The sequence below is a fragment of the Pseudorhizobium endolithicum genome (assembly GCF_902153245.2).
In the GTDB taxonomy this organism is placed as follows: Bacteria; Pseudomonadota; Alphaproteobacteria; order Rhizobiales; family Rhizobiaceae; genus Neorhizobium; species Neorhizobium endolithicum.
The window spans coordinates 590,995-605,532 of sequence record NZ_CABFWF030000012.1 but is presented as its reverse complement, the minus strand read 5'-3'; the positions used below and the strand labels follow the sequence as shown (position 1 = coordinate 605,532).

General features: G+C 63.8%; 12 protein-coding genes. 10 read left to right on the top strand and 2 right to left on the bottom strand.

The genetic code is table 11. The annotated features are described in order from the left end of the window. Nucleotides 1–3 precede the first annotated feature (3 nt). From sucD to RTCK_RS12750, 7 genes are all read left to right on the top strand, one after another. Nucleotides 4–909, top strand: coding sequence for a succinate--CoA ligase subunit alpha (sucD, locus tag RTCK_RS12780; RefSeq protein WP_142593058.1), 906 nt, complete (start codon nucleotides 4–6; stop codon nucleotides 907–909). Between the two features lie 198 nt (nucleotides 910–1,107). Next, nucleotides 1,108–4,104, top strand: coding sequence for a 2-oxoglutarate dehydrogenase E1 component (locus RTCK_RS12775; RefSeq protein ID WP_142593057.1), 2,997 nt, complete (start codon nucleotides 1,108–1,110; stop codon nucleotides 4,102–4,104). Nucleotides 4,105–4,153: 49 nt separating this feature from the next. Next, nucleotides 4,154–5,380 carry a 2-oxoglutarate dehydrogenase complex dihydrolipoyllysine-residue succinyltransferase gene (gene odhB / locus RTCK_RS12770; protein WP_142523023.1) on the top strand — a complete coding sequence of 409 codons (1,227 nt, stop codon included), beginning with the start codon at nucleotides 4,154–4,156 and terminating at the stop codon, nucleotides 5,378–5,380. Nucleotides 5,381–5,404: 24 nt separating this feature from the next. Next, the gene (locus RTCK_RS12765) at nucleotides 5,405–5,818 is read left to right on the top strand and encodes an MAPEG family protein (RefSeq protein WP_142522674.1); all 414 of its coding nucleotides are present in this window, start codon (nucleotides 5,405–5,407) and stop codon (nucleotides 5,816–5,818) included. An 11-nt stretch (nucleotides 5,819–5,829) separates the two neighbouring features. Continuing rightward, complete coding sequence (locus RTCK_RS12760; RefSeq protein WP_142593056.1) at nucleotides 5,830–6,471, top strand: LysE family translocator; 642 nt, start codon at nucleotides 5,830–5,832, stop codon at nucleotides 6,469–6,471. A 56-nt stretch (nucleotides 6,472–6,527) separates the two neighbouring features. Further along, entirely contained in the window at nucleotides 6,528–7,934 is a 1,407-nt protein-coding gene (gene lpdA / locus RTCK_RS12755) for a dihydrolipoyl dehydrogenase (protein WP_142593055.1), read from the top strand. 114 nt (nucleotides 7,935–8,048) lie between these two features. Next, a complete protein-coding gene (locus tag RTCK_RS12750; RefSeq protein ID WP_142593054.1) occupies nucleotides 8,049–8,612 on the top strand; it encodes a cytochrome b in 564 nt (187 codons plus the stop codon). On the opposite strand, the gene RTCK_RS12745 is transcribed toward RTCK_RS12750, so the two are convergent. Together RTCK_RS12745 and RTCK_RS12740 are read right to left on the bottom strand one after the other, a co-directional pair. Further along, complete coding sequence (locus RTCK_RS12745; protein WP_142593053.1) at nucleotides 8,609–9,697, bottom strand: TraB/GumN family protein; 1,089 nt, start codon at nucleotides 9,695–9,697, stop codon at nucleotides 8,609–8,611. The genes RTCK_RS12750 and RTCK_RS12745 overlap by 4 nt on opposite strands. A 74-nt stretch (nucleotides 9,698–9,771) precedes the next feature. After that, on the bottom strand, nucleotides 9,772–10,707 hold the full coding sequence (locus RTCK_RS12740) for a tyrosine recombinase XerC (RefSeq protein WP_142593052.1): 936 nt from the start codon (nucleotides 10,705–10,707) through the stop codon (nucleotides 9,772–9,774). A 137-nt stretch (nucleotides 10,708–10,844) separates the two neighbouring features. On the opposite strand from RTCK_RS12740, the gene RTCK_RS12735 reads away from it, so the two are divergent. Genes RTCK_RS12735 through RTCK_RS12725 form a run of 3 tightly spaced genes read left to right on the top strand, consistent with a single transcriptional unit; the run spans nucleotide 10,845 to nucleotide 14,468 of the window. After that, nucleotides 10,845–11,762 (top strand): GNAT family N-acetyltransferase, encoded by a 918-nt coding sequence (locus RTCK_RS12735; RefSeq protein ID WP_142593051.1) that lies wholly within the window; start codon nucleotides 10,845–10,847, stop codon nucleotides 11,760–11,762. A 51-nt stretch (nucleotides 11,763–11,813) separates the two neighbouring features. Next, nucleotides 11,814–14,030 (top strand): primosomal protein N', encoded by a 2,217-nt coding sequence (locus RTCK_RS12730; protein ID WP_142593050.1) that lies wholly within the window; start codon nucleotides 11,814–11,816, stop codon nucleotides 14,028–14,030. A gap of 54 nt (nucleotides 14,031–14,084) precedes the next feature. After that, a complete protein-coding gene (locus tag RTCK_RS12725) occupies nucleotides 14,085–14,468 on the top strand; it encodes an AGROH133_08824 family phage infection protein (RefSeq protein ID WP_142593049.1) in 384 nt (127 codons plus the stop codon). Nucleotides 14,469–14,538 lie beyond the last annotated feature (70 nt).

The following is a 14,538-nucleotide window of genomic DNA, read 5'->3' as shown; positions in this document are numbered from 1 at the left end:
AGAATGTCTATTCTCGTCAACAAAGACACCAAGGTCATCGTCCAGGGCCTGACCGGCAAGACCGGTACCTTCCACACCGAACAGGCGCTTGCCTATTACGGCACCAAGATGGTCGGCGGCGTTCATCCCAAAAAGGGTGGCGAATCGTGGTCGTCCGGCGTCGATGGCACCTCGCTGCCGATCTTCACCTCCGTCGCTGAGGCCAGGGAAAAGACGGGCGCAGACGCGACCGTGATCTATGTTCCGCCGGCAGGGGCCGCAGACGCGATCATCGAGGCGATCGAAGCCGAGATTCCGTTCATCACCTGCATTACCGAGGGTATCCCGGTCATGGACATGGTGCGGGTCAAGGCCAAGCTCGACAAGTCCAAGTCGCGCCTGCTCGGCCCGAACTGCCCGGGCATCCTGACGCCGGAAGAATGCAAGATCGGCATCATGCCGGGCTCGATCTTCCGCAAGGGTTCGGTCGGCATCGTGTCGCGCTCGGGCACGCTCACCTATGAGGCCGTGTTCCAGACGTCCAACGAAGGCCTCGGCCAGACCACGGCCGTCGGCATCGGCGGCGATCCGGTCAAGGGCACCGAGTTCATCGACGTGCTGGAGATGTTCCTCGCGGACGACGCGACGCAGTCGATCATCATGATCGGCGAAATCGGTGGTTCGGCCGAAGAGGATGCCGCGCAGTTCCTGATCGACGAAGCCAAGAAGGGCCGCAAGAAGCCGATGGCCGGCTTCATCGCGGGCCGCACGGCCCCGAAGGGCCGCACCATGGGCCACGCCGGCGCCGTCGTCTCCGGCGGCAAGGGTGACGCGGAATCCAAGATCGCGGCAATGGAAGCGGCCGGCATCAAGGTTTCGCCGTCGCCAGCGCGCCTCGGCAAGACTCTGGTTGAAGTCCTCAAGGGCTGAGGCCACATAGCGATGCGTTGACGCATCGAATACGCTTGGGGCAGGCGGCGAGGAACATGCGTCGCCTGCCCGGGTTCAGCGTCGGTAGGCGCGGTGTGCCGGCCTTGCGCCGGCGATTGCAGTTTGATGGCGGTGGCCGGCGCCCAGTCACCGGCTTTCAATTACGTCAGGAGGCGGACGCGGCGTCCGCGAAAAACCATGGCACGGCAAGAAGCCAACGAGCAGTTTCTCATCACCTCCTTCCTGGACGGCGCCAATGCCTCCTATATCGAGCAACTCTATGCCCGGTATGAGGATGACCCGAATTCGGTGGGTCCGGAATGGCAGTCCTTCTTCAAGGCCTTGGCCGACAATCCGGAGGATGTGAAGAAGGCCGCCGCCGGCGCCTCCTGGCAGCGCAAGAACTGGCCGGTCACGCCCGGTGGCGATCTGGTCGCCGCACTCGACGGCAACTGGCCGGTGGTCGAGAAGGCTATCGAAGGCAAGGTCAAGGCGAAGGCCGCGGCGGCTGCCGCAGCCACGGGAACGCCCGTCAACGAAGCCGACGTGCTGCAGGCCACGCGCGATTCCGTTCGCGCCATCATGATGATCCGCGCCTACCGAATGCGTGGCCACCTGCATGCCAATCTCGATCCGCTCGGGCTTGCCGTGCCGGTCGAAGACTATAACGAGCTTTCGCCGACGGCTTATGGCTTCACCGAGGCGGACTACGACCGCAAGATCTTCATCGACAACGTGCTGGGGCTGGAATACGCGACGGTCCCTGAAATGCTCGACATCCTGAAGCGGACCTACTGCTCCACGATGGGTGTGGAGTTCATGCATATCTCCAACCCCGAGGAGAAGCAGTGGATCCAGGAGCGGATCGAGGGGCCGGACAAGGGCGTGGAGTTCACCCCGAACGGCAAGAAGGCGATCCTCCAGAAGCTGGTCGAAGCCGAAGGCTACGAGCAGTTCCTGGACGTCCGGTTCAAGGGCACGAAGCGCTTCGGCCTCGATGGCGGCGAATCGCTTATCCCGGCGCTGGAGCAGATCATCAAGCGGGGCGGCCAGGACGGTCTGGAAGAGATCGTTCTCGGCATGGCTCACCGCGGCCGCCTCAACGTGCTCACCAACGTGATGGGCAAGCCCCACCGCGCGGTCTTCCATGAGTTCAAGGGCGGTTCCTTCAAGCCGGACGACGTCGAAGGTTCGGGCGACGTGAAGTACCACCTCGGCGCCTCGTCCGACCGCGAATTTGACGGCAACAAGGTGCACCTGTCGCTGACTGCGAACCCGTCTCACCTCGAGATCGTCAACCCGGTCGTCATGGGCAAGGCGCGCGCCAAGCAGGACATGCTGGCCAAGGTCTGGGAAGGCGACATCATTCCGCTCAAGGAGCGGGCCAAGGTGCTGCCGCTTCTTCTCCACGGCGACGCCGCTTTCGCGGGCCAGGGCGTGGTGGCTGAAATCCTAGGCCTTTCCGGCCTGCGCGGCCACCGCGTCGCCGGTACCATGCATTTCATCATCAACAACCAGATCGGCTTCACCACCAATCCGGCGTATTCGCGTTCGTCGCCCTACCCGTCCGACGTCGCCAAGATGATCGAGGCGCCCATCTTCCACGTCAACGGGGACGATCCGGAGTCGGTCGTCTACGCCGCCAAGATCGCCACCGAGTACCGGATGAAGTTCCACAAGCCGGTGGTCGTGGACATGTTCTGCTATCGCCGCTTCGGCCACAACGAAGGCGACGAGCCGGCGTTCACGCAGCCGAAGATGTACAAGGTCATCCGCTCCCACAAGACGGTGGCACAGCTTTATGCGGATCGCCTGGTCGCCGAGGGGCTGATCACCGACGGCGAATTCGAGAAGATGAAGGCCGATTGGCGCGCGCATCTGGAACAGGAATTCGAGGCCGGCCAGACCTACAAGCCCAACAAGGCCGACTGGCTGGACGGCGTCTGGTCCGGATTGCGCTCGGCCGACAACGCCGACGAGCAACGCCGCGGCAAGACCTCCGTGCCGATGAAGCAGTTGAAGGAGATCGGCCGCAAGCTGTCGACCATCCCGGACGGCTTCAATGCCCACCGCACGATCAAGCGCTTCATGGAAAACCGTGCGCAGATGATCGAGACCGGCGAGGGGATTGACTGGGCGATGGCGGAAGCGCTCGCATTCGGTTCGCTTGCCGTCGAAGGCACGAAGATCCGGCTTTCGGGCCAGGACTGCGAGCGCGGTACCTTCTCGCAGCGTCACTCCGTGCTCTACGATCAGGAGACGGAAGACCGCTACATTCCGCTTGCCAACCTGTCGCCGACCCAGGCGCGCTACGAGGTCATCAACTCGATGCTCTCCGAGGAAGCGGTGCTGGGATTCGAGTATGGCTATTCGCTGGCGCGCCCGAATGCACTGACACTCTGGGAAGCGCAGTTCGGCGACTTCGCCAACGGTGCGCAGGTGGTGTTCGACCAGTTCATCTCGTCGGGCGAGCGCAAGTGGCTGCGCATGTCCGGCCTCGTCTGCCTGCTGCCGCACGGCTACGAAGGTCAGGGACCCGAGCATTCGTCGGCCCGCCTGGAGCGCTGGCTGCAGATGTGTGCCGAGGACAACATGCAGGTTGCGAACTGCACGACGCCGGCAAACTACTTCCATATTCTGCGCCGCCAGGTGAAGCGTGACTTCCGCAAGCCGCTGATCCTAATGACGCCGAAATCGCTGCTGCGCCACAAGCGGGCGACCTCCACACTTGCGGAGATGGCCGGCGAATCTGCCTTCCATCGCCTGCTGTGGGACGATGCGGAAGTCATCAAGGACGGCCCGATCAAGCTGCAGAAGGACGCCAAGATCCGCCGCGTCGTGATGTGCACCGGCAAGGTCTATTACGACCTCCTGGAAGAGCGCGAGAAGCGCGGCATCGACGATGTCTACCTGCTTCGCATCGAGCAGCTCTATCCGTTCCCGGCAAAGGCGCTGATCAACGAACTGTCCCGCTTCCGCAATGCGGAAATGGTCTGGTGCCAGGAAGAGCCGAAGAATATGGGTTCCTGGGCGTTCATCGACCCCTATCTGGAGTGGGTGCTGGCGCATATCGATGCCAAGTACCAGCGCGTCCGCTACACCGGCCGCCCGGCAGCGGCGTCGCCAGCCACGGGCCTGATGTCGAAGCACCTCGCCCAGCTTGAAGCATTCCTCGAAGACGCGCTCGGCGGCTGATCTGGCCGCCAGCGACAAGATCGACATTCTAGAGAAACGGAAACAGTCCATGGCCACCGAAATCCGCGTCCCTACCCTCGGCGAGTCCGTCAGTGAGGCAACCGTCGGCACCTGGTTCAAGAAAGTCGGCGATACCGTGAAGGCGGACGAGCCGCTGGTTGAGCTGGAGACCGACAAGGTCACAGTCGAGGTCCCGGCGCCCGCTTCCGGCGTTCTGACGGAAATAGTCGCCCAGAACGGCGAGACTGTCGGGCTCGACGCGCTTCTCGGCCAGATCGCCGAAGGTGCTGCCGGTGCTGCACCGGCTGCTCCCGCCAAGGCCGCGGAAGCGGCTCCGGCGAAGACCGCCGAGCCGGCACCGGTCACCAAGGGCGCCTCCGACATGCCCGCAGCACCTGCTGCCGCCAAGATGCTGTCCGAGAACAATCTGTCTGCCGATCAGGTGGAAGGGTCCGGCAAGCGCGGTCAGGTCCTGAAGGGCGATGTGATTGCCGCCGTCGCCAAGGGCGTCTCCGCTCCGGCGGCCGCCGCCGAGGCTCCGAAAGCCGCCCGCGCTCCCTCCACCACCGAGGATGCGGTTCGCGAAGAGCGTGTGAAGATGACGCGTCTGCGCCAAACGATCGCGCGCCGCCTCAAGGACGCCCAGAACACCGCCGCCATGCTGACCACCTACAACGAGGTGGACATGAAGGCGGTCATGGACCTGCGCAACCGCTACAAGGACGTGTTCGAGAAGAAGCACGGCGTGAAGCTCGGCTTCATGGGCTTCTTCACCAAGGCCGTGACCCATGCGCTGAAGGAACTGCCGGCCGTCAACGCCGAGATCGACGGCACTGACATCATCTACAAGAACTACTGCCATATCGGCGTCGCCGTCGGGACGGACAAGGGGCTGGTCGTGCCGGTCGTACGTGACGCCGACCAGATGTCGATCGCCGAGATCGAGAAGGAAATCGGCCGCCTCGGCAAGGCCGCCCGCGACGGGCAGCTCGGCATGGCCGACATGCAGGGCGGTACTTTCACCATCTCCAATGGCGGCGTCTACGGTTCGCTGATGTCCTCGCCGATCCTGAACGCGCCGCAGTCCGGCATCCTCGGGATGCACAAGATCCAGGAGCGTCCGGTCGCCATCGGCGGCCAGGTCGTCATTCGTCCGATGATGTATCTGGCGCTGTCCTACGACCACCGGATCGTCGACGGCAAGGAAGCCGTCACCTTCCTGGTGCGCGTCAAGGAAAGCCTGGAGGATCCGGAACGCCTGGTTCTCGACCTCTAAGGTGTCACAACAGGGAAGAGCGGCATGGAACCTGCATCGGCGAACGCGGCCCAACTCGTGGTCCTGTTGGTCTTAAGCGTCATCCTGCTGCTCTTCCATATCCTGCTGCAGGGATTTCTCGCGACGCGGGAGCTTGGATCTGCCTGGAATGCCGGGCCGCGTGACGAGGAACGGCAGCCGAAGAATGCAGCTGCCGGGCGCGCGCGCCGTGCCTCCAGCAACTACCAGGAGACCTACCCGGCCTTCATCGGCCTTCTCCTCGGGCTTGCTTTCTTTGGGGATCCGTCAGGTGTCGGCGTCGCAGGCGCCTGGACCTGGCTCATCGCGCGCATCGTCTATATCCCGCTCTACCTGGCGGGCATTCCCTATATCCGCTCCCTTGCATGGCTGGTGAGCATCGTCGGCCTCGTCGTCATGATGGCCACGCTTTTGTTCTGAGAGATCACGTCATGCACTCCTATTTCATCGAATTGATCTCGCTGATGGCCATCTTCTTCTTCGCCATCGTGTCGCCCGGCGCAGACCTGGCCATGGTGATGCGGCAGGCGCTGGTGCATGGCCGGCGGCAGGCGATCATCACGAGCTTCGGCATCGGCACGTCGCTGATGTTCCATGTCACCTACACGATCCTCGGCCTCGGGCTGATCATTTCCCAGTCGGTCTACCTCTTCAACATCGTAAAATGGCTGGGCGTCGCCTATCTCATCTACATCGGCGTGAAGGCACTGAGGGCCGGCAGGACCGAGATCACCATCTCGGCGGAGATCGAATCCGGCGCTGTTCGAAGCCAGACGGCTTCGAAGGCATTCATGCTCGGCTTCGCCGCCAACGCACTCAATCCGAAGGCGGTCTTCTTCTTCCTGTCGATCTTTTCGACCGTCGTCAGCGCCCATACGCCGATGGCGATCAAGTTCGGCTACGGCATGGTGATGGCAACCTGCCTCATTCTGTGGTTCGTGGGCGTGAGCGCGTTCATGACGACGCCGCGCATGCGTTCGGCGTTCTCACGCGCCAGCAAGTGGATCGACCGGACCAGCGGCGTGGTGTTCATTGCGCTCGGAATCAAGCTTGCGACTGAAAAAGCGGCCTGAGGGCCATTCTCGAAGTATCGGCGGGTGACGCCGGAAACAGGACTAGGATCTAGAACATGGCTTATGATGTTGTCGTAATCGGAAGCGGCCCTGGCGGTTACGTCTGCGCCATCAAGGCGGCCCAGCTCGGCCTGAAGGTCGCGGTCGTGGAGAAGCGCGCCACCTATGGCGGCACCTGCCTCAATGTCGGCTGCATTCCGTCGAAGGCACTGCTGCACGCGTCGGAAATGTTCCATCACGCGGCGCACGGCCTGGATTCGCTTGGCATCGAGGTTGCAGCCCCACGGCTCAATCTCGAGAAGATGATGGCGCACAAGGACGCGACGGTGAAGTCCAACGTCGACGGCGTGGCCTTCCTGTTCAAGAAGAACAAGATCGAAGCCTTCACCGGCACCGGCAAGATCGTCGCGGCCGGCAAGGTCTCCGTCACCGGCGATGACGGCAAGGTGCAGGAGCTGGAGACCAAGAACATCGTCATCGCGACGGGCTCCGACGTTGCCGGCATTCCGGGCGTCAACGTCGAGATCGACGAGAAGGTGATCGTCTCCTCCACCGGCGCGATCGCGCTGGACAAGGTGCCGCAGAACCTCGTAGTCGTCGGCGGCGGCGTGATTGGTCTGGAACTCGGTTCCGTCTGGATGCGTCTCGGCGCAAAGGTGACGGTCGTCGAATACCTGGACACGATCCTCGGCGGCATGGATGGCGAGGTATCCAAGCAGTTCCAGCGCATGCTGGCCAAGCAGGGAATGACCTTCAACCTGGGTGCCAAGGTGACGGGCGTCGAGAAGTCCGGCGCCGGCGCCAAGGTCACCTATGAGCCGGTGAAGGGCGGCGACGCCGTCAGCGTCGAGGCCGACGTCGTGCTGATCTCCACCGGCCGCAAGCCCTACACAACCGGGCTCGGTCTGGAAGAGGCGGGTGTGGCGCTCGACAATCGCGGCCGCGTCGAGATCGACGGGCACTACAAGACGAATGTTGACGGCATCTATGCGATCGGCGACGTGGTGAAGGGACCGATGCTCGCCCATAAGGCTGAAGACGAGGGTGTTGCGCTCGCGGAAATCCTCGCCGGCCAGCACGGGCACGTCAACTACGACGTCATTCCGGGCGTGGTTTACACGCAGCCGGAAGTTGCCTCGGTCGGCAAGACCGAGGAAGAGCTGAAGGCGTCGGGCGTTGCCTACAAGGTCGGCAAGTTCCCGTTCACCGCGAACGGCCGCGCCCGTGCGATGCAGGTAACCGACGGTTTCGTGAAGATCCTCGCCGACAAGGAGACCGACCGCGTTCTCGGCGGCCATATCGTCGGCTTCGGAGCGGGCGAGATGATCCACGAGATTGCCGTTCTGATGGAGTTCGGCGGCTCGTCTGAAGACCTCGGCCGAACCTGCCATGCGCACCCGACCATGTCGGAAGCGGTGAAGGAATCGGCCCTCGCCACGTTCTTCAAGCCCCTCCACATGTGAAAACGCAAATCGGGGATTAATTCTTATCCATCTTCCGGGCCGCGCCTTGTCCAGCAGGGCGCGGCCTTTTACCTTGTCATTGTTTTTGTTGCTCTTTTGACAAGGATCAAGACCATGGCCTCCTCATTCCAGGCTTATCCCGTGAGCTTTTCACGGGCGCAACGGGCCATCCACTGGGTGACCGTGCTGCTGATCGCATGGCAGTTCATCGTCCCCTCCATCGGGGCCTTCGACAAGATGAAGGCCGTTCGCGCCGCCGCGCAGAAGGCGGCCGAGACTGCTGCCGAGGGCGGCGCTCCAATCGACGTGCCACGGCTCGACGCCGTGACCGGCATCCTGCTGCAATCCCACTTCCTCGTCGGTATCCTGATCCTCGCGCTGACCTTCTCACGCCTGTGGCTGAGGGTGACGCGGGGAGCGCCGGCCGAGCCGGAAGGCGAGCCGCTGGTCTTCAGGCTGCTTGCAAAGGTCACCCATGCCGGGCTCTATGCGGTGCTGCTGGCCATGCCGCTCTCGGGCATCGCCTTCAAGTATCTCGGTCTCGGCTTCGCCCATGATCCGCATGTGGGGCCGTTGAAGGGCCTGACGATCCTGCTGATCGTGCTTCACGTCGCCGGAGCGCTCGTGCATCAGTTCCTCTGGAAGACCAATGTCCTGCGCCGGATGACCGTGGGCTAATCCGCTTGGCCGGCGCGGGTGACGGTGAAACCCTGTTGGCGCAGGAGCTCCACCAGGCCATCCTCGCCCGGCAGGTGCAGGGCGCCGACGGCTAGGAAGACCGGACCATCGGCAAGGAGAGGGGCGGCACGTTCCGCCATGCGGTGGTTGCGGTTCGAGATGACGGCGCTCTCGAAGGCGGCGTAGGCGCTTTCGTCCTCGTCCGTCGATGTGGGGGTGAGGGCCTTCAGCGCGGGGATTGTCTGCCCCGTCTCCTCCGACAGATAGAGTTTCGTCACCGTCTCCACGACATCGTCCATGCGGTCGCCGAGCCGGACGGTTTCCACCAGCGCCTGGAGGTGAAAGTCGATCGGCATTTCGGCCATAGCCGCCAGCTGCTCTTCGAGTGTTTCCAACCCTTTTACCGGCTTGCCGGCCGCTATGGCGTCGAGTGCAAGCTTCTTGTCGAGAAAGACCGCACCGTCCGACTTGCGTGCGGTCTCACAGGCGGAGCTCGCCACGAAGCCGGCAAGCATCCACGGCTTCATCCGTGAAACGGCGGAAAGAATGAGCCCGCGCTTCTTCAAACCCTCTTCCAGATCGGCCAGGTCCGCGGCGGGAAGAAGCGTCTCGATCGACCGGCCGTCGGTGAACATGGTCAGGTCAGGCTTCGACAGGATGGCGGCCATCCCCTTCCTCTCGTCGAGGATCTCGTCGGATTCGATCACGATCGTCCGGGCGGCAGCATGTGCCTCGGCGGCACCCGGCGGCATCTTCAGGACGCGCGGGTCCGTCACATGCATGGTGCCCAGCAGGTAGGAGGGCGGCAGCCCGTTTTTCTCGATCTTCCAGAACAGGCCGCGGCCGTTGATCGCCTGGCGTCCCTCTTCAAGGACCGATGCGTAGCGTTGCGGATCATCCTCCCGCAGTTTTTCGAGCAGATCGGCTCCCCGGCACTCCTGCGCCATCGCCGGGGAAAGCGAGAACAGCACGAGAAGGAAGGTGAGGAGCACAAGGAGATGCAGGGCGGCCATCAGCCACAGGCAGAGCGAGGGCAGTTTGCTTGCGAGTGCGCGGAGGTGATCGGAGAAAGCGAATGTCGTCATGTCAACGGTTCCATGTCTCCGAAGCCTTATCGGCAGCCCTTCACCAAGAGCTTAAGGGTGATGGTTAAGGCATGCTATGCGCGCGGATGTGCCCGATCGTAAACTTCCAGAAGGCGCGCCGTATCCACCCCGGTATAGACCTGCGTCGTCGAAAGGCTGGCATGGCCGAGGAGCTCCTGGATCGTCCTCAGGTCTCCGCCCCCGGCGAGCAGGTGCGTGGCGAAGGAATGGCGAAGCGCATGCGGCGTCGCCGAATCCGGCAATCCCAGCGCGCCGCGCAGCCTCTGCATGCCGCGCTGGATGATAGCGGGCTGCAACGGCCCGCCACGCGCGCCGCGGAACAAGGGCTGGTCCGCCGTCAGGGCGTAGGGGCAGAGCTTCCTGTAGCGCTCGGTGGCTTCCACGACCACCGGCAGCAGCGGAACGATGCGCATCTTGCCGCCCTTTCCGGTAACCCGAAGGCTCGTCGACTTCGACGTGATGTCGTGGGGGCGCAGCGCCAGGGCCTCCGATATGCGCAGGCCGCAGCCATAGAGGAGGCTGAGGACGGCGGCATCACGGGCCGTGATCCACGGCTCTTCATGGAGCTGCGCCTCCTCCGTCGTGACCGTCAGGGCTTGCCGGTCGGTGAGGGGCTTCGGAAGCGATTTCGGCTGTTTCGGAGCCCGGATGGCGCCGGCTGCGGCGCCGTTGACGAGCCCCTGCCGCTCGAGATGGCGCAGAAAGGAGCGGAGACCGGCAAGGTGTCTTCCGAGAGATCGTGCGCCTGAGCCGTCCCGCCGGCGGGCTGCGAGAAATGCCCGCAAATCTGCCGGACGCAGGGTATGGATGTCGGCAATGCTGGGCGGTCCGCCGAGATGGCCGGTCAGAAAGCTCAGGAACTGTCGCGTGTCCCGCTCGTAAGCCTCAAGGGTGTTGGCAGAAAGCCGCCTTTCTCGCGCCAGGCTTTCCAGCCATGCCCGTCGCTTGTCGAGGAGATCCGGAGCGGCGATCGTCAGCAAGTCGCCCAAGGCTGGCCTATTGAATCGGTTGCGTCGGGCGCCAGATTGCCTTGGACGACTTTACGATTTCCTAAAGACGCCAAGGTTGTCATTGTCCGATCATACCGGACTGCGATATACCCCCTATCCTGTCTGCAGGAGTTTGTATGGCGCGCCGCGATTCAATGTCCCCCCTGGGGCATTTTGCCGAAGCACTTTCTCTGGTTTCCCAAGGAAAGCCTGGCCACATCGTCGATACCCTCATCGCGGAGCGGGGCCAGCGGATCGTCAAGCACCCTCTATGGCCCGTGATGCGGCCGTTTCTCTACACGCTGCTGCGCTACGACCGAGCCATCGAATTCGCGAACGACATCGCGGCCATGCCCGGCTTCCAGTCCTTCGAATATCTCAGCGACATCCTCAAGCTCGACGTGCGCGTGACGAATGCCGAACGTGTTCCGGCCGCCGGCGGCTTTATCCTTGTCAGCAACCATCCCACCGGGATTGCCGACGGGGTCGCCGTGTTCGATCTTCTGAAGGCGCGTCGCCCGGACATGATGGTCTTTGCCAATCGCGATGCGATACGCGTCAACCCTCGTTTTGCGGAGATGATCATTCCGGTCGAATGGCGGGAAGAGCACAAGAGCAAGCTCAAGACACGCGAAACGCTGGTCCTGACCAACAAGACGGTAGAGGACGGCAAGGTCATGGTTCTCTTCCCGTCCGGCCGCATCGCCTACTGGGGGGACGGCAAGCTCAACGAGCGGCCCTGGAAGACCTCTGCCGTAGGGCTTGCGAAGAAGTACAACCTGCCGATCCTGCCGATCCACATGAAGGCGCGTAATTCCGGGCTCTTCTACTGGTTCGCGAAATGGTCGACGGAGTTGCGGGACATGACCGTCTTCTACGAGCTCCTCAACAAGAAGGGTAACCGTTTCGACGTGACGGTGGGACAGTTGATCCAGCCGGACCAGTTGGATGGGGATATCGTCGATGTCACAAAGGCCATCGAGAGCCATACGGTGGTCGAACTTGCTGCCGACCCCCAAGCCGCTTTCCGCGAGTCCCCATCCGCCAACGCCTGATCTCAAATCTCCGGTTCACATTTGTTCCGCTTCGGGGCAAGGTCCCGCCGCATGGGCGCAGATTCTACCAGTCTCTTCGGCGCGATGTTCGATGCGCCGGTCACGCGGGTTGTTCCGGTCCTGGTGCCGCTGCCGGCGCCGGGTCCCTACAGCTATGCCGTGCCGGACGGCATGCATGTCGAGGCGGGCTCGGTCGTGCAGGTGCCGCTCGGCCCGCGCCAGGTGATCGGCGTCGTCTGGGACGGCGGCAACGACGACGCGCTCGACCCGAAGAAGCTGCGGCCGATCACGCTCGCCTTCGACTGCCCGCCGCTTTCGAGCGAGATGCGCCGTTTCATCGACTGGGTGGCCAGCTACACGCTGTCTCCGCCGGGACTGGTCGCCCGCATGGCGATCCGTGCTCCCGCCGCGCTTGAACCCGAACCCATGGTGGAGGGTATCCGCTACCTCGGCGGCCGGCCCGAACGGATCACGCCGGCGCGGTCGCGCGTCCTCGATCTTATCGAGGAGGATGTGCCCTGGACACGCGCCGGCCTTGCGCATGCGGCCGGCGTTTCCACCAGCGTTATCGACGGGCTGACGCAGCAGGGATTGTTCGAGACGGTCTTCCTGCCGCCTCCGCCTGTGGTGGCAAAACCGGACCCGGACTATACCGCGCCGCGGATCGAGGGGGCGCAGAAGGATGCCGCGCGCGATATCGTCGATCTCGTCAGGAAGGGCGGCTTCTCCTCGTCGCTGATCGACGGGGTTACGGGATCGGGCAAGACGGAGGTCTATTTCGAAGCGATCGCCGAGACGCTGCGGCAGGGGAGGCAGGTGCTGATCCTGCTGCCGGAAATCGCCCTGACCTCAAGTTTCCTGGAGCGGTTCCAGGACCGGTTCGGCGCCAAGCCGGGGGAGTGGCATTCCGACCTGTCGCCGCGGATGCGGGAAAAGGTCTGGCGCGGCATCGTCACCGGCGAGGTACAGGTGGTGGCTGGCGCACGCTCGGCGCTCTTCCTGCCGTTCGAGAACCTCGGCCTGATTGTCGTCGACGAGGAGCACGACCCCGCCTACAAGCAGGAGGACAGGGTTTTCTACAATGCCCGGGACATGGCCGTGGTGCGTTCCCGCATCGGCGACTTTCCCGTGGTCCTCGTATCCGCGACGCCCTCGGTCGAAAGCCAGGTCAACGCCCAGGCGGGGCGGTATCACCTCGTGCATCTGTCGACGCGATTCGGAGAGGCGGCGCTGCCGGACCTGCACCTCATCGACATGCGGCGACACCCTCCCGAGCGGGGCGGTTTCCTGTCTCCGTTGCTGCTGAGGGCGATCGGCAAGACCATCGAGCGAAAAGAACAGGCGCTGCTCTTTCTCAACCGGCGCGGCTACGCGCCGTTGACCCTGTGCCGGGTCTGCGGCCACCGGTTCCAGTGCCCTCAATGCTCGAGCTGGCTGGTGGAGCATCGCTTCCGCAACCAGATCCAGTGCCACCAATGCGGCTACAGCGAGCCTACGCCGGAGGCGTGCCCGGAATGCGGCACCCTCGATCATCTGGTTGCCTGCGGCCCGGGCGTGGAGCGCATCGCCGAAGAGGTGGAGCGGCATTTCCCTGAGGCACGCACGATCGTCATGTCCTCGGACCTGCTCGGCGGCGTGAAGCGACTCCGGCTCGAACTGGAGGCGATCACGCGGGGCGATGCGGATATCGTCATCGGAACCCAACTGGTGGCGAAGGGGCACAACTTCCCGCTCATGACGCTGGTCGGCATTGTCGATGCGGATCTCGGCCTTGCAAACGGCGATCCGCGTGCGGCCGAGCGGACCTTCCAGCTTCTCAGCCAGGTGACGGGGCGTGCGGGACGAACCGGCTTGAAGAGCCACGGCCTGCTGCAGACCTACCAGCCGCAGCATCCCGTGATGCAGGCGATCGTTTCCGGTGACCCCGGCGCCTTCTACGAACGGGAGATCGGCGAGCGGGAGCGGGCCGTGTTGCCGCCCTTTGGACGCCTGGCCTCCGTCATCGTATCGGCCGAGACGAGGGCCGACGCGGAGGCCCATGCGCGGGGCCTGCGCGCTGCCGCTCCGCATGTCTCCGGCGTATCGGTCCTCGGGCCCGCGGAGGCACCTCTGGCGCTGGTGAGGGGGCGCCACCGTTTCCGGCTGCTCGTCCACGGCCGCAGGAATTGCGACATGCAGGCGTTCTTGAAGACGATGATGGCCCAAGGCCCGAAGGTACGCGGGTCGGTGCATGTGCAGGTCGACATCGACCCGCAGAGCTTCCTTTGAGAATCACCGGCCGGCTGATATTGCAGCAGCTTCGGAGAGTGTCAGGAGAGCCCATTGGAACTTTATTTCCCGACCGAACTGCCTGAGCAGCTTGCCTTCGTTTCCGCCGGCATCGTTGCGCTGATCGGCCTGTTCACCATGCTCTTCCCCGCGCCGCTGCTGCGGGCGGGCGGTTTTACCACGGGCGAGGTCGGTGCGGAGGGTTTCGGGGCGACCCGGTCCACCGGCGGCCTCTATCTCGGCCTCGGACTTGCGGCGCTCGCGCTCGCGCAGGACTTCACCTATCTCATGCTGGGCATCGGGCTTGCGTGCGGCGCTTTCGGACGCCTCCTGTCGGTGTTCCTCGATCGCGGCACGACCGGCCGCAACCTCGCGGTGCTGGTCCTTCAACTGGTGCTGGCGGCTCTGCCGCTCGGTTATGTCTTCGGGTATTTCTAGCTCGTCGCCGCCGCCTGCCGCCGCCGCCGATTCCCTTGCGGTCCGTCATAAAATCGGTTCAAGCCCTTGG